We start from the raw sequence: 18,735 nt of genomic DNA on the forward strand, positions 1-18,735 counted from the left end.
AACCCTCCTTAGGCTTGTTATTCTTCGTATTCCGTAAAATCGACGTTCTCCACGATCCACCGTTTGCGCGGATCGACCTTGTCGCCCATCAGCGTGGATACGCGGCGTTCCGCTTTCGCGGCATCCTCGATCTGCACTTGCAGCAGCGTGCGGGTTTCCTGATTCATCGTCGTCTCCCACAGCTGCTCCGGGTTCATCTCGCCGAGACCTTTATAGCGCTGCAGCTCGAAATTTTTGCCGAATTCCTTCAAGTAGTTCTGCAGCTGCTCGTCCGACCATGCGTACCGGACGGTTTCCAGCTTGCCGGATTTGCGCGTGATCTTGTACAGCGGCGGCTGCGCGATGAACACGCGGCCGGAATCGATGAGCGGCTTCATGTAGCGATAGAAGAATGTCAGCAGCAGCACTTGGATATGCGCGCCGTCGGTATCCGCGTCGGTCATGATGATGATTTTGCTATAATTACACGATTCCGCGTCGAATTCCGGGCCGATGCCGGCGCCGATCGCCGCGATAACCGCCTTATATTCGTCGTTCTTGAGGATGTCCAGCAGCTTCGCCTTCTCCGGGTTCATCGGCTTGCCCTTGAGCGGAAGAATGGCTTGATATTTGGAATCGCGCCCCTGCTTGGCGGAACCGCCGGCGGAGTCGCCTTCCACGATGAACAATTCGGTCCGCGAGACGTCTTTCGACTGCGCGGGCGACAGCTTGCCGTTCAGATTGGAGCTCTCGCTCTTCTTCTTGCCGCTGCGGATTTCATCGCGCGCCTTGCGCGCCGCTTCGCGGGCTTTGGACGCCTGCACCGCTTTCTTCAGCAGCAGCTGCGCCACTTGCGGGTTCTCTTCCAGGAACACTTGCATTTTCTCGGACACGATCGCGTCGACGGCGCTTCTGGCCGACGAGCTGCCGAGCTGATCCTTCGTCTGGCCGACGAATTCGACGTCCGCCATCTTGATGTTGATGACGGCCATCATGCCTTCGCGCAGATCGTTGCCGTCCAGGTTCTTGTCTTTCTCCTTCAGCAGGCCGTTCTTGCGCGCATAGTCGTTCATGACGCGCGTATACGCCGTTTTGAAGCCGGTCTCGTGCGTGCCCCCGCCTCTCGTCGGAATGGCGTTGACGAATGAGGCCATCGTTTCCGTGTACCCGTCGTTGTATTGCAAAGCCACTTCGACTTCGATATCGTCCCGCTCGCCCGTGAAGTGGATGACATCGTGCAGCACGGTCTTGTCTTCGTTCAGGAACTGCACGAACTGGCTCGCGCCGCCTTCGTAGTAATACAGGTCTTCTTTGCCGGCCCGGCTGTCCTTCACGGTCACTTTCAAGCCGGAGTTCAGAAACGCGATCTCTTGCAGCCGCTCCGAGAGCGTCTCGTAGTTGATCGAGATATTCCCGTGGAATACGCGGGCATCCGGCTTGAACGTGATTTTCGTTCCCGTGCGGTTCGTGTTTCCCGTCACTTCAAGTCCGGTCACCGGTTCGCCGACATGCTCCTTGCCCTGCTTGTCGACCCAATATTCAAAACGCTGCTTATGTATTTTGCCGTCGCGGTAAATCTCCACTTCCAGCCACTCCGACAGCGCGTTCGTGACGGATGCGCCGACGCCGTGCAGACCGCCGGATTTCTTGTACCCGCCGCCGCCGAACTTGCCGCCCGCGTGCAGGATCGTGAAGACGACCTGCGGCGTCGGAATGCCGGTTTTGTGCATCCCCGTCGGGATGCCCCGGCCGTTGTCGCGCACCGTAACCGAGCCGTCGCCGTTAATCGTGACGTCGATCGCGGAGCAGAACTTCGCCAAATGCTCGTCGACCGCGTTGTCGACGATTTCCCATACCAGATGATGCAGACCCGAGGCGCTCGTGCTCCCGATGTACATCCCAGGGCGTTTGCGAACGGCGGTCAACCCTTCCAGCACCTGTATGTCATCCGCGTCGTAGTTGCCGGCTGCCGAATTTCTCTCGCCCGCAAACAGATCCAGCTGATCAGTCATAGAGAGCCTCCTAAAAGTTTTTTACGCTGCTTCCTAGAAATACTCCTACGCGAGCTAAAAACTCGCTTCGAAAGCATAAACCAAATTAATTGCGATACTTCTTGAATCCATCGATCCTACAGCTTGCTTTCGCGAAAATACTCCCTCACGAGCATGGCCGCCCGCTTCGGAAGTATCAAGTAAGATTACGGTTACTCCGTTATTTACGGTTTTTCGCCTGCGGGATTGAAGAGCTTCGGTGCCATCCGCCGCCGCTTCAACCGCCTGCCGTCATCCGGCTCATCCATCCGTCGCACGCGCCGTCGCATCGAACCGTTGTTCGATGATAAGCCTCACATCAAGCTATTCTAATTCAAAATGTCCTGTTTCGTAAAGACGGAGAACGAAACAGCCAGCGACACGGCGGCCCAAACCGCCAGCACGACCAGCGAAAATCCGAGCGTCATCCCCGTGATCGGCGGCGGCGAGCCTGCCAAATAATCGGTCAGCTGCAAATTGACGGAGAAGATGAATTTGGCACTGTGCCACGAGGAGGACATGCTGGACAAGATCGTCCCGGAGATGACCGCGGCCATCATCGTCACGATGCTCGCGGCCGTGCTGCGAACGAGCACGGACACCATTAAGGCCATCAAGGCGACCGTCATCGACGATACCCAGATCAGGCCTGCCTCCATCAACAAATAGAGCCATTGCGGCACCGCGTGGACGAAACTGCTTTCGATCGAAGAGCCCTGAATGACAAAACCGGTAAAAACAGGCATCTCCCACCCGTCGTAGCCGAATGCCGCGCCTGATATAAGATAACAGAGAACGGCGCTTACTACAACGGTTAACGAAACGTAGAGCGTCAGCGCAACGAGCTTGCTGAACAGAATTTTCCAGCGCCGCACCGGTCTTGTCAGCAGCATTTTGATCGTGCCGGCGCTTCTTTCGCCGGAAACGAGATCGGACGCGATCGCCAGCACGAGCAGCGGGAAGAACAGCGTGACCGCGTTCGACATGAAGCTGCGCGTAAACGTAACGCCGTCCGGCGAATTTGGATTGACGTTGTGATCCAGGTAATACTGCAGCTGCTGCACCGCGATCCGGCGCGAACGCTTCCACTCGTCCGGAATCCGATCGCTCGAAAGCATGTTCTGGTACTCGCTGATCTGCTGTACGAGCTGGTTGCGCCAATCCTTGAAATGCTGCTTGTTCGTCTCGGCGATTCGCAGCTGCGCGTACGTGAAGATCGGAATCAAGATAAGCAGGACGACGACAATGACGAGAAAACGCTTCTTCTTCCATATTTTCAGCGTTTCGTTCTGTATGAGCGGCAGCAATCTATCCAATGGCTTCTCCCTCCGTCATCCGCAAGAACAGTTCCTCCAGCGTGGGCGCGATGCGCTGCACGGCAATGACCCCGATCCCCGCGCGAACCGCCTTCTCCACCAATGCCGAAATCCGGTCTTGATTCATCGTCGTCACCTGCGCATCCTTCAAGCCGGCCAGCAAACTTTCGTCAATGCGATGCTTCTCGTCGTCGACGAGCTGCACGTCGTCTTCGCCGGCCAGAAGCCGTCTTCCTGCATCCGGCTGCTCGAACTGCCAGACTACGTAATTGCCTGCGCCGCGAATGAGCTCGTCCACGGTGCCGACGGCAAGCACTTCCCCGCGGCTGATAATGGCAACGCGGTCGCACATGAGCTGGATTTCGCTTAGCAAATGGCTTGAGATGAACAAGCTCATGCCCTCGTCGGCCAGCTTGCGGACGAATTCGCGCAGTTCCTTGATGCCCTTGGGATCCAGTCCGTTCGTCGGCTCGTCGAGAATGAGCAATTTCGGTCTGCCGAGCAGCGCTTGGGCGATGCCGAGCCGCTGCCGCATGCCGAGCGAGTAGGTTTTGACTTTGTCATGAATGCGGGCGTCCAGTCCGACGATCGCCGCGACTTCCTCGATACGCGCGTGATCGATGCCCCGCTGCATGCGCGCGAAATGCTCGAGGTTCTCCCAGCCGCTCATAAACGGATAGGCTTCGGGGTTCTCGACTATGCAGCCCACGTGGCTGAGCGCGGCTTCCGGATGGCGCCGGATGTCTTCGCCGCAAATCGTGATTTCGCCGGAAGTCGGTTTGATCAGGTCGACCAGCATGCGAATCGTCGTCGTCTTGCCGGCGCCGTTCGGTCCGAGAAATCCGAAAATCTCGCCGCGGCGCACGTCGAACGTCACGTTCTTGACGATCGGCACCCCGCCGATCTGCTTCTTGACGCCGCGGACCGACAACACGATCTCGTCGTTCATCGTTCTGTTCATCGCATTCCCTCCTATTCCAGCGACTGCACGATCCGCGCCGCGATTTGCGCGTAACCGTTATGATTCGGGTGAAAATGATCGGAAGACAGATAGCGGCCGATCGTATTCTCGAATAGATCGAACGTCGGTACCATCGTCATGTTCGTATATCGGTGCAGCTGCGCGTAAGCTTGCTCGTTCCACTGCTGAATCTGCAAGGAGCCGGAACGAAAGTCGGCGATGTCGTAAAACGGATTGTACAGCCCGACGTAGACGATATGCGCGTTGGGATTGATCGCATGAAGCTGCTTCGTCACCTTCTCCAATTGCGCGAGCCCTTGCGGAAGCTCCGCCTTGAGCTTGTTCAAATCCAGATTGCTTGTCGCTTGGCTGGCGCTATGCCCCGCGGCGATTTGAAACAAGTCGTTGCCGCCGATTGTGAACAGGATGACATTAGCCTGCATCAATGCGTAACGATAGCCTTTGTCCGTTGCCAGCAGCTGCGCCAGACGTTCGGCCTTCATCCCGTTGATGGCCAAATTGTTGTTCAAGCGGACCGTGGCGTCGGGATATTTCTTGCGCAGCAAGCCGATCACTTGCTTGACGTAGCCATCGCCCGTGGCGTCGCCGGTTCCTTTCGTCAGCGAATCGCCGACGGCGGTGACGGAAATCTCCTTCGCATCGCTCAGCTTGCCGTTTGCCGGCAGTGCCGGGAAGCTCTCGCTGCCCGCGTAGGACGCGCCTTTCGGATACAGCATATCTTTCACGGCGTAGCCGAAGCCAGCAAGCAGCAGCATCGTCGACAATACGGCCGATAACCCGATCCATCTCCATAAGCTGCTGGAGGATAACGTTCTCATGGGTGCTGGTCGCTCCTCGTTTTTTGATTTCAAATTTGTTGTCTTCGACATTTCCTTGGCGGAAAGCCCGTTTTCATCCGCTGGCGCGGACACACTTTTCAGGACGGCGTTCTTCCATTCCTTGGTGCCTAATATGCGTTGGATGGCGCTGCGCGCCTTAGACTGAAAGAATACAAGTCGGGAAACTTGAAAGAATCCTTTTTCTTGTCTTATAAAAGTAATCCTTTCAACATCAATTTGCAAATTCATCCATCTGCGCGCTTGCGGCATGATTCTAAAACAGGCACTATAAAAGTACAACGCGACGAGAGGATGTCGGTCATGACAAGTTATTTACGAGGGCAGCTCGCGAAATTGGCGAATGTGCATACGGAGACCGTACGTTATTATGAGGAACTTGGCCTCCTTCCTCAGCCGCGGCGATCGGAATCGGGCTATCGCTTGTACTCGGAAGACGCGCTTAGCCGCCTGACGTTCATTCATCATGCCAAATCATGCGGCTTCACCTTGAAGGAGATTCAAAAAGCGCTGGCAGCGTCGGAGAACACCCGAATCGACTTGAACGATTTCTTGGGTGCGATCGATAAGAAGATGACTAAAATTCGTTCCGACATCGCCAAAAAAGAAACGACGCTGACGCTGCTCGCCAAGCTGCGGATCCATTTACAGGCCGCCGACAAGAGCCCGGAAATACAAGCAATGCTTCGCACGCTCCATTTGGAATCCTAGCTTGACCTTGTACCTGCCTACAGATTTTATAATGATGTCATCTCAATCTGTAGGAGGGATTACGTTGGAGCGAACCAGCCAGGAACAGCTTGCGGCGATCAAGATGTATATAAAACAAACCGGCAGCTTCGAAAACAAGTCGGTCATGCAAATTCGGGAGGAAATGCGCCAGGCAGCTTCGAAAATGCCAGCTCCCGCCGATACCGTCATTCGCGAAGCAACTATCGGACAGGGGCAACTGTGCGGTGAGTGGGTCATTCCGAACCGCCTTGAGCAAGGAAACGAGAACCGAGCTATCGTTTATTTTCATGGCGGCGGGTTCGTCGCGGGGACATGTGCCTTTTATCGCGATCTGTGCGCTAGAATCGCACGCGCGAGCGGCATCCGAGTGCTGATCATCGACTATCGGCTTGCGCCGGAATATCCGTTCCCCGCCGCCAACGACGATTGCCTGCAAGCCTACCGTTCGCTGCTCGCTGACGGATTCAGCGCCCAACATCTCGTAGTCGGAGGAGACTCCGTCGGGGGCAGCCTTGCGCTCATGACGCTGCTTTCGTTGCGGGACAACGGCGAATCGCTCCCAGCAGGCGCTTTCCTCATTTCTCCGCATACCGATCTCGTCCATTTGGACGGCGAATCGTATACAAGCCGGGCGGCGCTTGATCCAACTGGCAGTCGTGAAGGCAATCGGCAAATACTGCGCGCATATCTAGGCGGACGCCCGGAGACTCCGCTGCTCTCCCCGTTGCGAATGAACTTGGAGAAACTGCCCGATTTATTGATTCAGGCGGGCGACCATGAGGTGCTTTTGAGCGATGCGGTGCGGTTGGCCGATCGCGCGCGAGCCGCAGGCGTCCAGGTTGAATTGGAAATATGGGACCAGATGTGGTGCGCGTTTCATCTCATGGCCTTTATGTTGCCGGAAGCACGGCAGGCGATTGCGAATATCGGCCGATTCGTTCAAGCGAGACTGCGATGAACGGACTGGCGGATCGTTGTCCATGCATGTGAATGCAACCGAACCGCACCATAACAAACAACCCCGATGCGCGGATGGCACCGGGGTTGTTGTTCGTCCAAGGAAGGCATGCAGGTATCGTTTATTCGTAGCGGATCGTTAACGATTGCGCGGCCTGCTTGGCCAGCGCGCGCGCCTGTTCCGCGTCGTCGGCCGTACTGAGCGCGACGGCCATTCGGCGTCCCGGCTTCGTGACAGGCTTGCCGAATACGCGAACCTGCGTGTTCGGTACCGCGAGCGCATGCGCTAAGCCGTCGATCTGGAACGTGTCCGAATCGCGGTCAGCCTTGAGCGTGTACGTCGCGCCTGGCGTGAGCAGCCGGATCGTCGGGATCGGGAAGCCCAGAATCGCGCGCGCGTGCAGCGCGAACTCGGACAGATCCTGCGTCGCCATCGTGACCATGCCGGTGTCGTGGGGACGCGGGGAAACTTCGCTGAACAGAACGCCTTCCTTCGTCAGGAACAGCTCCACGCCATAGATGCCGAAGCCGCCCAGTTCGTCCGTTACGGCGCGGGCGATCGCTTCCGCTTCGGCGATTTGCTGTGCCGTCATATCATGCGGCTGCCATGATTCGATGTAGTCGCCGTCCTTCTGCACATGGCCGATCGGCGCGCAGAACGACGTGCCGGACGCGGAACGCACGGTGAGCAGCGTAATTTCCGAGTCGAAACGGACGAACCCTTCGACGATGACGCGCTGCTTCTTCGCGCGGCCGCCGTCCATGGCGTACTGCCAGCAGGCTTCGGCGTCGACTTCGGTTTTGCAGACGCTCTGGCCTTTGCCGGAGGAGCTCATGATCGGCTTGATGACGCATGGCGTGCCAAGCTCCGCCACGGCCGCTTTCAGCTCGTCCAGCGTATCGGCGAAGCGGTACGGCGCGGTAGGCAAGCCGAGCTTTTCCGCGGCCAGGCGGCGAATGCCCTCGCGGTCCATCGTCAGCAGCGCGGCGCGGGCGGTCGGAATGACGTTCCAGCCTTCCTGCTCCAGCTCGACGAGCGCGCTCGTCGCGATCGCTTCGATTTCGGGCACGATCAGATCCGGCGTTTCTTTCAGAATGAGTTCCCGGAGCGCTTCGGGGTCGAGCATATCAATGACATGCGAGCGGTGCGCGACTTGCATCGCGGGCGCATGCTCGTAGCGGTCGACGGCAATCGTCTCGATGCCGAGCCGCTGCGCTTCGATGATGACCTCTTTGCCGAGCTCGCCGGAGCCGAGCAGCATGATTTTACGGGCAGTGGATGAATACGGCGAACCATACATAACAGAAAGAACCTCCCAGGGAAGATGCGTGCCGCCGCGGCGTCAACGCCGCGTGCAGACACGCGTATTTCCTTCCATTGTGGAGGTTCCGTCCCGAAAAAGCAAGAATTAGGCCGACAAAAAGCGGTACTGCGCTTCGATCAATCCGTTGTACGTGCCCTTGTGGCGGATGAGCTCTTCGTGGTTGCCCTGCTCGACGATTTGACCGTGATCCAGCACGACGATCCGGTCCGCGTTGCGGATGGTCGACAGCCGGTGCGCGACGATGAACGACGTCCGGCCTTTAAGCAGTGTCTTGAGCGCTTCCTGGATCTTCAGCTCGGTCTCGGTATCGATGCTCGCCGTCGCCTCGTCGAGGATCAGGACGCGAGGATCGGCCAGCAGCGCGCGCGCGAAGGACAGCAGCTGGCGCTGACCCATCGACAAAATGTTGCCGCGCTCCTGAACCTGCGTATCGTACCCGTCCGGTAAATTCATGATGAAATCATGCGCGTCAACCGCTGTCGCAGCCTTGACGATTTCGTCGTCGGTCGCGTCCAGACGCCCGAAACGAATGTTATCGCGAATCGTGCCCGAGAAAATAAACGTATCCTGCAGCACGACGCCGACCTGCGAACGGAGACTTTCCAGACTGACGTTCCGAATATCGATGCCGTCTACCTTCACCGCGCCTTCTACCGGATCGTAGAACCGGCAGAGCAGGTTCATGATCGTACTCTTGCCGGAGCCGGTATGGCCGACGAGCGCAATCGTCTCGCCCGCTTTGACGTGCAGGTCGATGCCTTTAAGCGCCGGACGTCCCTTCTCGTATTCGAAGACGATGTTCTCGAAGTGGACGTCGCCGAAAATCCGCGGCAGATCGCGGGCTTCCGTCAGTTCGCCGACCGTCGGCTCCTCGTCGATGAATTCGAAGATCCGCTCGGAGGAAGCCATTGCGATCAGCAGCTGCGCGTACATTTGCCCCAGCCGGTTGATCGGATCCCAGAAGTTGCCGACATAGTTGGCGAAGCCGACGAGCACGCCGACCGTGATCGCGCCGGTCATGATCAGATGGGAGCCGAACCAGAACAGGATGAGCGTGCCGATGGCGGAGGTGATCTCGATGATCGGTCCGAACGCCTGGTTCAGCGCCGATGCCTTGTTCCACGCTTTGATGTTCGTCTGGTTAATGCCCTGGAAGAAGCTGAAGTTCGCTTTCTCCTGCGTATACGACTGGGTTACGCGCATCCCCTGGATGCTTTCGTTCAAATGCGCGTTGATGCGGGACTGCTTCATCCGCACGTCCTGCCAGGCGAAGCGGATCCGTCTGCGCAGCGCCGTGGACACGACGAACATGAGCGGAACGGTAACCATGATCGCAATGCCGAGCTGGAAGTTCCAGAAGAGCAAAATAATGACGATCCCGACCAGCTGCACCATATCCATCATCAAGTTGACAACGCCGTTCGTGAACAGATCCTGCAGGGCGTTGACGTCGTTCGTCACCCGTACGAGAACGGATCCGGCAGGCCGCTTGTCGAAGAACCGGAACGACAGCTTCTGGATATGACGGAACAAATCGTGACGAAGATCGTAGATGACCTGCTGGCCGATGATATTCGTGTATTTAATCCGGTACGTGTTGGCCGCCCATTGAATAATATACAGGGCCAGCATCATTGCGCCGTACATGTAAAGCTTCGAGAGGCTCGGATCGCCGGCCTTCGGATTGATCGCATCGTCGATCGCCTTGATGAACAAGGCGGGAATCGCGAGCCGCGTCAGCGTGCCGAGCAGCATCGGGATCAGGATGACCGGCACCAGCTTCTTGCGGTAAGGCTTCATGTAGGTGAATAGACGGCTCACCTGCGCCCAGTTAAAGGGCTTCTCGATCGCATCGTCATCCTTGTATATAAAACGTTCGTTAGCGGCGCGGGGCTGCTTCGTTTCCTGCTGGCTCACTGTACGACCCCTCTTTCAACTTTGGCAATGATTTCGTCGGCGGTCATCGGACGGTCGGCGTATTGTATATCGTACGTGTCCCGGTATCTTCCCGGAACCTGAATCAGTTGATCATGCGTTCCGCGCTGCACGATATGGCCATCCTCCAGCACGAGAATTTCGTCGGCGTGGCGGAGGGACGAAATCCGGTGGGCGATGACGAACGTCGTGCGGCCCGCCATAACTTCCTTGAAGCCTGCTTGAATTTCATGCTCGGTTTCCATATCGACCGCGCTTGTCGCATCGTCGAGAATGAGAATCCGCGGATTCTTGATCAGCGCCCTCGCGATCGCGATCCGCTGCTTCTGACCGCCCGAGAGCCCCATGCCGCGCTCGCCGACGACCGTGTCATAGCCTTCCGGCAGCTCCATGATGAAATCATGCGCCTTGGCCAGCTTGGCGGCCTGAACGATTTGCTCCATCGTTACGTGCTCGATGCCGTAGGCGATATTGTCGCGGATCGAGCAGGAGAACAGGAACGTCTCCTGGAACACGAGCGAGATCTGCTTGCGCAGGCTGTCGAGCGACAGATCGCGGATATCGATCCCGTCGAGGGTAATGTCGCCGGTCTTGACGTTGTACGCGCGCATCAGCAGCTGGACGATCGTCGATTTGCCGGATCCTGTCGGCCCGAGCAGGCCGATGACCATGCCCGGCTTGGCATCGATATTGATGTTCGTCAGCGCGGCCGTTTTATCCGCGTAGTTGAACGTGACGTTATGGAATTCCACATGGCCCCGGACTTTGCTGTCGTCCAGCACGAACGGGTTCTCGTTGTCTTTCACGTGCACGTATTCGTTCAGCAAGCCGACCAGCCGTTCGCCGGAAGCTTTCGTTTGCGTGTAGTTGTTGATCTGGAACCCGACGCTCCACATCGGACCGATGATGTACCACAGCATGCTGTAGAAGGCGACCATCTGCCCGAGCGTGATGGAACCGTGGATAACGAGCGTGCCGCCGGACACGACCAGAATAACGACGCTGAGGCTGCCGAGCAGTTCCATGATCGGGAAGTAGCGGCCCCACAGGCTCGATGCGCCGATCTGATTGTTCTTGTACGACTCGCTGCGCTTCGAGAACTTATCCATCTCGAACGATTCCCGCGCGAACGCTTTGACCGTCCGGACGCCGGTAATGTTCTCTTGCACCGCCGTCGTCAGGTTGCTCATCGCCTGCCGCATTTCCCGGAAGGCCGGGTGGATGCGCTTCTCGAACCGCATAGCGGTGAAAGCCAGGAACGGCATCGTGCACAGCGTGATCAGCGTAAGCTGCCAATGAATCGAGAACATCATGATCGCTCCGAAAATAACCATCAAAAACATGTTCAGCAGCTGCGTGAACCCGAAGCCGATAAAGTTCCGCACCGCTTCGAGATCGGCCGTCAGGCGGGACATCAAGTCGCCGGTCTTGGCCGTGTCGTAGTATTGATTGGACAAGGTTTGCAGCTTGTCGTAGCAGGCGTTCCGCAGGCGGAAGGCGACCCGGTTGCCGAGCCGGCCGCCGAATAAGCCGGACAGGAAGCCCATGCTGCCTTTGACGAAAACGACGCCGACAACGGCGAGCGACAGCGCTGGCACCCAGGTGAATTTTTTAGGAACGATGACATCATCGATAAGGACGCGAAGTAAGTTCGGATACACGAGTCCGAGCGCGGTTGCGCACATCATGAAGAAGACCGAAGCGAATAAATTTCTACGTTCGACCCAGTAATACGGTTTTAGCTGCCTGAAGACATCCAATTGGGTAACACTCTCCCTGTGCTGTTTTGAACTGCTTTTGAGCCTGCCTCCAAGCATGAATGCGCTTAAAGCCAATCCGCGCCGTAAGGCCTATCGGGAAGCCGCGAACCGCGCCAGAATCGTTCGGAACGGCTGCTTCTTCTAGATATGACTGAATATTAACAGCATGAGTCCGGTACGGCAAACAGAGTGCTGCGTCATATAGTTGACAATATTCGCTTCCTCTTCCATCCTGCTCAAAAGTAAGGGGGTATTCTTCGATATCGTCTCAAATCAGGCAAATAAGGCCATTTTCCTCCGTTTTTGCACTTTTGCCGCTGTTTTTGCATGATTTATTTTTCATGGAAAATCGGCGGGAAAAGCCGTCGCTACGCGTGCTTGCTCGTCGACATACGGCAGACAATCCGATGGAGGACAACGGCTGCCTTCTAAAGGGGATTCCCCCTTGGGGCAGGACTTCGGGGCAGGGGCGGTTGGTATGGATGTAAATCCCGGTAACCTTGCAAAGAATCTCACCCAACTGCCGCAGAACAGCGTAAAAGTCGAAAAGCTGCTATTCGGGCAACTTTATTCATTCCTGACCTGCGGACAGGATTTTGCTGAGGGGCAGAGCGTTTCGGGCCTGAATTCCTGCCTGAGGGCAGGATTTCGCCGGGGACAGGCCGGTTCGGGCTTGAATTCCTGCCTATGGGCAGGATTGGGCTGGGGGGGTAGAGCGATTCGGGCTTGAATTCCTGCCTATGGGCAGGATTTGGCTGGGACAGGGCGGTTCGGGCTTGAATTCCTGCCTATGGGCAGGATTTCGCCGGGAGTAGAGCGATTCGGGCCTGAAATCCTGCCTATGGGCAGGATTTCGCCGGGGGTAGAGCGATTCGGACTTGAAATCCTGCCTATGGGCAGGATTTCGCCACAGTAGACTTGCAAAGAGCCTCACACACCTGCTGCAGAATAGCAACAATGCCGACAAGTTGTCATTCAGGCAACTTTACCCGCCACTTACCGGCAAAGATGCCGATAATGTTGTCATTCGGACAACTTTAATCGCCGCAGACCGGCAAAAATGCGGGTAATGTTGTCATTCGGGCAACTTTACCCACCGTAGAGGATTTCACCGGAGGCAGACCGTTTCGGGCTTGAAATCCTGCCTTTGGGCAGGATTTCTGAGCTGCGGCAAGTGAAGTAGGCAGGAATTCTGCCTCCCCGGCATGATTTCGGAGCTGAGGCAGGTAGAGCGGCGAGTAGAGCGAGCAAATGGCGCTGCCAGAGTATCGCTCGGCGCGCGGGATGCGACATTCAGAGGCAAACAAGCGGCGGGATCGCCCCGCCGCTCGCAGATAATGGTTTATTTCAGAAAACCTTTCTTGAAAATGTCCAGTAAGTATTCCAGCGTCGTCGGATCGCTGTACGAAGACGCTTCCGTGTCGATCTCGATGACATGGCCGTTCTTGACGGCCGGAATGTTCTTCCACGCCGCCGTCTTCATGAACGAATTATCGCCGGTTGCGCTGCGGCTCAGCACGAGGTAATCGCCTGCATACGTGCCGACCTGCTCGGACGACAGCGTGTAGTAGCCAGGGCCGAGCGCGTCGGCTTTGACTTTCTCGGGCATCTTCAGGCCCATCGCCTGGTAGATCAGCTCCGTGCCGCGCGCCCAGTTGTCGCCGAACACGTAGAACGCCTTCGCATCCGTCTCCATGACCGATACCGTTGCGTTCTCGCCGATTTTCGCCTTGATTTCCTTGCCCGCTTCCGCGGCGCGCTGCTTAAAGTCGTCGACCCACGCCTGCGCTTCCTTCTCTTTGTTCAGCAGCTTGCCGATTTCGATCTGCTGGTTCAGATAGTCCAGCTTGCCCCAGGTATACACGATCGTCGGCGCGATCTCCTTCAGCTTGTCGAGATTCTTGTTGTACGAACCGGCAATGATCAGATCCGGGTTCAATTCGATGATCTTCTCCAGGCTCTCGTCCGATACGACCTCCACGCCCTTCAGTTTCTCGGTGAACAGCGGGTTCTTGTTCGTCCATTCGTCCACCCCGACGATCGTGCCGTCCAACGAGAGAACGTTCGGCGCGTTCGTCAGCGCGATGATGCGCTTCGGAGCAGCCGGTACTTCGACCGGTCCGGTCTCGGACTGATAGGTAATGGTTCCCGTTGCCGCAGCGGCGTTATCGGCTTGCGCGTTGCCGGACGCGTCCGTATCTTGGGCAGACGCGCCGGCTGCGTCGCCGGATGCATTGGTTCCGTTATTCGCAGCATTAGCCGAATTGCCGGTTGCCGCATTGTTCGCCGTGTTGGCATTGTTGTTGTTCCCGCAGGCGCTGACCGCAAGCAGCATGAGCAGCATGAACGGGAGGAAAAGCATTTTCTTCATGACCCAATCTCCTTCTACTCTTGTCTTCGATAGTATGATAATGATTATCAATATCAACAATTACTTACTTTAATACACCCCCCCATTCCCTGTCAACGATAAAAACGCCGGTCCTTCGCAATTCGCGGCGCTTATGCATGCTCGCAGGATTGCAAACTCGATTTCGCACACGGAAGCTTGTACGCAAAGCATCTAATAAACATGAACAGAAGAGAATCCGATATGGTAGCTTAATCTAAAAGCATCAACAATAACAAATAGCAAAAAAACAAACAAGCTTATCGCGCGAATTGGTTTTCGCGGATAAGCTTGTTCATCAGCCTTCATCCTTCGTACGGCCGCGCATCGACCTGACTAAATCGCCATCAGTGCCTGCTGAATCCGGCGCAGCTCGTTCATGTCCGTATTGCCGGTCAACGAAGCCAGCTTGCCTGCGGCAAACGAATCGATATCGGCAGCGAGCCGAGCGGCGCTCGCCGCGGATGCCTGATGCATCAGCTCGCCGTAACGGATGCTCCACGCCTCTTCGGCATCGCCCATCCATGCTTGAAGCGGGGCAGCAAGCTCCTTCTCCAAGCTCTCGCGCAAGGCGGTCTTGCCTTCGCCTTCGAAGAAATGCTTCGGCGATTTGAATTTGCTCCACAGCAGCTTGACGTCGATGCCGGGCGCCGCCCAAGCCGGTTGTTCCTCCGGCGTCGGGAGCTCCATCGGCTTGTAACCGGACGGCGCGAAGCCGTCCAGCAAGCCGGCCGCTTCCTCCGCAGTGTCCGCGTACTGTTTCGCCGCCAGCTTGTTCAGCGCGTTATCGAGACGCAGCGACGTTGCCTCCAGCTCTTGCGCCAGTTCGATTTGCAGCAGCCGCTGCAGCTCCAGCCAGGACGTCCACATCGCTTTCTTCAAATCCCTTCCGTCATCCTGCAGCACGGACGGATTGAAGGCGAAATGATAATGGTCGCCGAAGCGGAAATTAACCCGCTGCAGGACGTAGAAGAGCAGCTCTTTCAGCTCCTGCTGCAGCTGCGCGTGCTCCTTCGGCACGGCAAGCGCGTCGGCAAGCTTGCGCGCCTGCTCCGCGCTCGACTGCAGCGACTCGCGGGCGCGCTGCCGCGATTGCTCGTCGCCGGACGCCGCCTCCAGCCAGTTGGCGATCGTACGGCCGGCGCGTTCCAGCTCTTGCTCGGCCGATGCAACGGCCAGCTTGCCAAGGTCATCGCGCGTAAACCCGAGGAAAGCCTCTTCGAAAGCGCCGATGCCCGATTCGGCGACCAAGCGGCTGCTTCCGGAGCGTTTGCCGTCCAGCGCCCGCAAGCTCGATACCGGGAACATCCGCGGGAAGCGGATGCCGTGCTGCTGGAGGTTGCGCTCCACATGCGCGAGCACGCCTTCCAGCTCCTCTTGACTGGCCGCAAGGTCGGCCGCATTGACGATGAAGAACATTTTGTCCAGCTCGAACTGATCCTTCACGCGGCCGAGCTGCATCAGGAACTGGCGGTCGGCCTGCGAGAAGGCGTGATTATAATAGGTCACGAACAGGATCGCGTCCGCGTTCTTGATGTAATTGAACGCCACGCCCGTATGCCGCGCGTTGACGGAATCGGCTCCCGGCGTATCGACGAGAACGATGCCTTGCGCGGTGAGGGGATTGGCGTGATACAGCTCGATTTCGCTGACGAAGCAGGAGCGCGATTCTTCCGCGACATAACGGCGGTACTCGTCGCCGCTGACCGCGAGCTGTTGGCCGAGATGGGCTTCATGCTCCGCCCAGCCTTTGGCTGCCGCCTTCAGGAAGCTGTAATGCGGCCGCCCGCCGGCATGCACGCCGTCCGGCGACAGCTTGTGAATGGCCTGCAGCAGCGCGGCGTCGTTTAACTGCGCGGCGTTCTCGCCCAGCAAGCCGAGCGAGTAGCGCAAATCATCCAGCATCGCTTCGCGCGATTTCATCCAGACGGCGGCCGTGCCGTGCGGCCGCTCCGCCGTCGGCGGAACGATCCGGTTGACCGCCGCGGTCGTCGGATTCGGCGATACCGGCAGCACCGCGTCGCCGAGCAGCGCGTTGGCGAGCGACGATTTGCCCGCGCTGAACGCGCCGAACAGCGCGATCGTGAACCGGCTGCTGCGCAGACGCTCCGCCTTGTCGCGCATGCCGTGCACGGCCGCGGCCAGCGACGGATGCGGCGCCAGCAGGTCCGCGGCTTTGCTCAGCCGCTCGGCCGCCTGGCGCTGCGGCCCGAGCGCTTCCGCGGCGGCGGGGATCGCCGCCGCCGCTCCCGGCGCCAACGGCGCCTCGGGCGCCGGCGCGCCGGCGGCGCCCCCGCTTGGCGGCGCGGCTGCGCTTGCGCTTGCGCCGCCGCCGGCCGCGGGCGCTGCCGCCGCGGCCGCGCCTTCGCCGGCGCTAGCCGCCGCCGGCGAAGCGCCAGGGGCGCTGCGCGCCCCGCTGCCGAGCGCCTGCGGCTTCGGCAGCGCAGGGCGCGGCGGCGCGGGCGGCAGCAGCGCCGCCAGCCGCGCCAAGTGCGCGGCCGCGCGCTCCGCCAGCGCGGCCAGCGCCGCGAGCGCGCCGGCTTGCGCCGCAAGCTCGGCAAGCCGCGCGCGCAGCGGCGCGGCGGCAGCTTCGCCGGCCGCGGCGGCACGGTCGCCAAGCGCGTCGATCCAGGCCAGCGCGCGCTTGCGGTACAGCCCCTTGATCGCTTCGGCGGTTTCCTTGCTGTACGTCATCGTGTAGGCATTGCCGAACGAAGCGCCCGTATTCACTTGCGCGACGAGCAGATCCGCGTCCCACAAGCCGTTGACGAACGGCGACAGCTCCGCTTCCAGCGTATCGCCGCGCCAGCCGATCCCGTCGGCCGCCTTGCGCAGCAGGTCAAGCAAATGCCATTCGATGCCCGCCTGCACTTTGGCATGCAGATCGTGGTAGAACGCCTGCAGCCGCCGTTCCTGTTCGGCAGCCGTCTTCGCGCCCGCGAACAGCAGGCCCGCCTTGAAGCCCGGCTTGCGGCTCTCCAGAAACGTCTGCGCCAGATCGCGCGTCGCCGCCGGCGTAATGTTGGCGTTGTCGAGCAGGCTCTGCACGTCGAGGCGCAGCCGCGTCCGCAGCCCCTCGACTTCGGCTTCGCTCGCGCGAAGCCGGCTTTCCAAGGATGCGATCTCTTCCCGCACCCGCTCCGCCTCGCCTTCTCCGCCGGCCTGCGCGAGCAGCCGCTCGCGTTCCTCCTCTGTCGCATCGTCCATCGCCTTGCCGTGCATGCGGATCACATGACGCGCGGAAGCATCCACGCTGCAGACGGCAAGCGGTCTGCGGATGCCCGCCAGCGATTCGAACAAGGCCAGCAGCGACGCCCATTCCGAATGCGGATGATTCGGTTCGCGCAACGACAAATAGACGATGCCGCTCGGTTCCAAATGCCAGTTCCCGAACGCTTCGTCGACGCTTTGTTTATAGGATTCGAACGACAGCTCGCTCTCGCGGTGCTTGTCGATTTGGTTCACGATCAGGTACAGCGGCTTGCCCCATTCCTTCAGCTGCTTCGCGAAGGTGAAATTGATCTCCGACTGGACATGGTTGTAGTCCATGACATAAAAAACGACGTCCGCCAAATGCAGCGCCGATTCGGTCGCCATCCGGTGCGCGTCGTCCGTGGAATCAATGCCCGGCGTGTCCAGCAGCACCGTATGGCCGCCAAGCCGGGGGATGGGGTATGACAAGGAAACGGACAGGACCGTTTCGCCGTCTTTACAATAAGCATTCACGTCTTGAATCGGAACTTCCAGCGTTTGCTCTTGTCCGGAGACAAGCTTCGTGATCGTCGCCTTCGCTTCCCCGTTCATGATGCTGACGACGTTCGCGCTCGTCGGAATCGGGCTGGACGGCAGCAGTTCGGTGCCGCACAGCCGATTCACGAGCGTCGATTTCCCCGCGGAGAAGTGGCCGCAGAACGCCACGGTCAGCTGGCCTTGATCCAGCTTCGACCGCAAATCCAGCAAGCGCCGCGCATCCCCTTCGTCGCCGGCCGCAGCCATCATGGAAGCCATGTCCGTCAACGCGGATTCCATGGCTTGTGCATTTTTTTCAATCGTCTGGCTCATGTTTCTCTCTCCCTGTAGCTCCCCGTCTATCGGTACTTCAATGCCGGCTCAAACAAGTTGAGCCAATGGTTCAATTAGTTTGAGCAGCTTGACTTAACTCATTGAACCGCTTGGCTCAAACAAGTCGAGCCATTGGTTCAGTTAGTTTGAGCCGCTTGGCTCAAACTAATTGTACCGCTGGCAAACAGATTTCGAATACTTCCCCGTGCTGCAGAATCGTGACGTTCCGTTCCTTCTCTTTCATGACGACGCACTCCGGCTTCAGCCTCATACGTTCAATATATTGATCAGGCACGTCCCCTGCTCCGCTGACCGTAACCCCTTCGATCGTGATTTCTTCGTTTTCCGCCGGCGGCGCGTCCATGATTTGCTCGTAGATGTCGGAAAACAAGGCAAAGTCTTTCGTGTACACGGAAATGCATTTCATTGGTT

Annotated in this window: 13 protein-coding genes; 3 read left to right on the forward strand and 10 right to left on the reverse strand. The window is 58.4% G+C overall.

Annotated features, from left to right (window positions below; genetic code table 11):
• Positions 1–17 precede the first annotated feature (17 nt).
• The 4 genes from parE to GXP70_RS18625 form a co-directional block, all read right to left on the reverse strand.
• Positions 18–1,991 (reverse strand): DNA topoisomerase IV subunit B, encoded by a 1,974-nt coding sequence (gene parE / locus GXP70_RS18610; protein WP_162358224.1) that lies wholly within the window; start codon positions 1,989–1,991, stop codon positions 18–20.
• Positions 1,992–2,338: 347 nt separating this feature from the next.
• Positions 2,339–3,325 (reverse strand): ABC transporter permease, encoded by a 987-nt coding sequence (locus GXP70_RS18615; RefSeq protein WP_162358225.1) that lies wholly within the window; start codon positions 3,323–3,325, stop codon positions 2,339–2,341.
• Positions 3,318–4,286 (reverse strand): ABC transporter ATP-binding protein, encoded by a 969-nt coding sequence (locus tag GXP70_RS18620; protein ID WP_225442469.1) that lies wholly within the window; start codon positions 4,284–4,286, stop codon positions 3,318–3,320. Before GXP70_RS18620 ends, GXP70_RS18615 begins: the two co-directional genes overlap by 8 nt.
• Before the next feature lie 11 nt (positions 4,287–4,297).
• Positions 4,298–5,125 (reverse strand): GDSL-type esterase/lipase family protein, encoded by an 828-nt coding sequence (locus tag GXP70_RS18625; RefSeq protein ID WP_162358226.1) that lies wholly within the window; start codon positions 5,123–5,125, stop codon positions 4,298–4,300.
• Here GXP70_RS18625 and GXP70_RS18630 point away from each other — a divergent pair.
• The 3 genes from GXP70_RS18630 (at position 5,124) to GXP70_RS18640 (ending at position 6,833) form a co-directional block, all read left to right on the forward strand.
• Positions 5,124–5,291, forward strand: a complete 168-nt coding sequence (locus tag GXP70_RS18630) for a hypothetical protein (protein WP_162358227.1) — start codon at positions 5,124–5,126, stop codon at positions 5,289–5,291. The two genes, GXP70_RS18625 and GXP70_RS18630, sit on opposite strands and share 2 nt — an antisense overlap.
• Positions 5,292–5,311: 20 nt before the next feature.
• Positions 5,312–5,854, forward strand: coding sequence for a MerR family transcriptional regulator (locus GXP70_RS18635; protein ID WP_162358228.1), 543 nt, complete (start codon positions 5,312–5,314; stop codon positions 5,852–5,854).
• Between the two features lie 64 nt (positions 5,855–5,918).
• Positions 5,919–6,833 (forward strand): alpha/beta hydrolase, encoded by a 915-nt coding sequence (locus GXP70_RS18640; protein WP_162358229.1) that lies wholly within the window; start codon positions 5,919–5,921, stop codon positions 6,831–6,833.
• Between the two features lie 121 nt (positions 6,834–6,954).
• Here the strand turns inward: GXP70_RS18640 and purT are convergent, their stop codons facing one another.
• The 6 genes from purT to GXP70_RS18670 form a co-directional block, all read right to left on the reverse strand.
• The gene (gene purT, locus GXP70_RS18645; protein ID WP_162358230.1) at positions 6,955–8,133 is read right to left on the reverse strand and encodes a formate-dependent phosphoribosylglycinamide formyltransferase; all 1,179 of its coding nucleotides are present in this window, start codon (positions 8,131–8,133) and stop codon (positions 6,955–6,957) included.
• A 108-nt stretch (positions 8,134–8,241) separates the two neighbouring features.
• The gene (locus GXP70_RS18650; protein ID WP_225442470.1) at positions 8,242–10,074 is read right to left on the reverse strand and encodes an ABC transporter ATP-binding protein; all 1,833 of its coding nucleotides are present in this window, start codon (positions 10,072–10,074) and stop codon (positions 8,242–8,244) included.
• Positions 10,071–11,852 (reverse strand): ABC transporter ATP-binding protein, encoded by a 1,782-nt coding sequence (locus GXP70_RS18655; protein ID WP_162358231.1) that lies wholly within the window; start codon positions 11,850–11,852, stop codon positions 10,071–10,073. Before GXP70_RS18655 ends, GXP70_RS18650 begins: the two co-directional genes overlap by 4 nt.
• Before the next feature lie 1,342 nt (positions 11,853–13,194).
• On the reverse strand, positions 13,195–14,223 hold the full coding sequence (locus tag GXP70_RS18660; RefSeq protein WP_162358232.1) for an iron-hydroxamate ABC transporter substrate-binding protein: 1,029 nt from the start codon (positions 14,221–14,223) through the stop codon (positions 13,195–13,197).
• A 354-nt stretch (positions 14,224–14,577) separates the two neighbouring features.
• A complete protein-coding gene (locus tag GXP70_RS18665; protein WP_162358233.1) occupies positions 14,578–18,303 on the reverse strand; it encodes a dynamin family protein in 3,726 nt (1,241 codons plus the stop codon).
• 160 nt (positions 18,304–18,463) lie between these two features.
• On the reverse strand, positions 18,464–18,730 hold the full coding sequence (locus GXP70_RS18670) for an NAD/NADP transhydrogenase alpha subunit (RefSeq protein ID WP_162358234.1): 267 nt from the start codon (positions 18,728–18,730) through the stop codon (positions 18,464–18,466).
• Positions 18,731–18,735: the final 5 nt, after the last annotated feature.

The sequence above is a fragment of the Paenibacillus lycopersici genome, from assembly GCF_010119935.1.
Classification (GTDB): domain Bacteria; phylum Bacillota; class Bacilli; order Paenibacillales; family Paenibacillaceae; genus Paenibacillus_Z; species Paenibacillus_Z lycopersici.

What these genes read in the sequence shown, in the direction of transcription:
- parE (WP_162358224.1), bottom strand. Translation starts at nt 1,991, where the DNA reads ATGACTGATCAGCTGGATCTGTTTGCGGGCGAGAGAAATTCGGCAGCC.
- GXP70_RS18620 (WP_225442469.1), bottom strand. Translation starts at nt 4,286, where the DNA reads ATGAACAGAACGATGAACGACGAGATCGTGTTGTCGGTCCGCGGCGTC.
- GXP70_RS18630 (WP_162358227.1), top strand. Translation starts at nt 5,124, where the DNA reads ATGGGTGCTGGTCGCTCCTCGTTTTTTGATTTCAAATTTGTTGTCTTC.
- GXP70_RS18625 (WP_162358226.1), bottom strand. Translation starts at nt 5,125, where the DNA reads ATGAGAACGTTATCCTCCAGCAGCTTATGGAGATGGATCGGGTTATCG.
- purT (WP_162358230.1), bottom strand. Translation starts at nt 8,133, where the DNA reads ATGTATGGTTCGCCGTATTCATCCACTGCCCGTAAAATCATGCTGCTC.
- GXP70_RS18660 (WP_162358232.1), bottom strand. Translation starts at nt 14,223, where the DNA reads ATGAAGAAAATGCTTTTCCTCCCGTTCATGCTGCTCATGCTGCTTGCG.
- GXP70_RS18665 (WP_162358233.1), bottom strand. Translation starts at nt 18,303, where the DNA reads ATGAGCCAGACGATTGAAAAAAATGCACAAGCCATGGAATCCGCGTTG.
- GXP70_RS18670 (WP_162358234.1), bottom strand. Translation starts at nt 18,730, where the DNA reads ATGAAATGCATTTCCGTGTACACGAAAGACTTTGCCTTGTTTTCCGAC.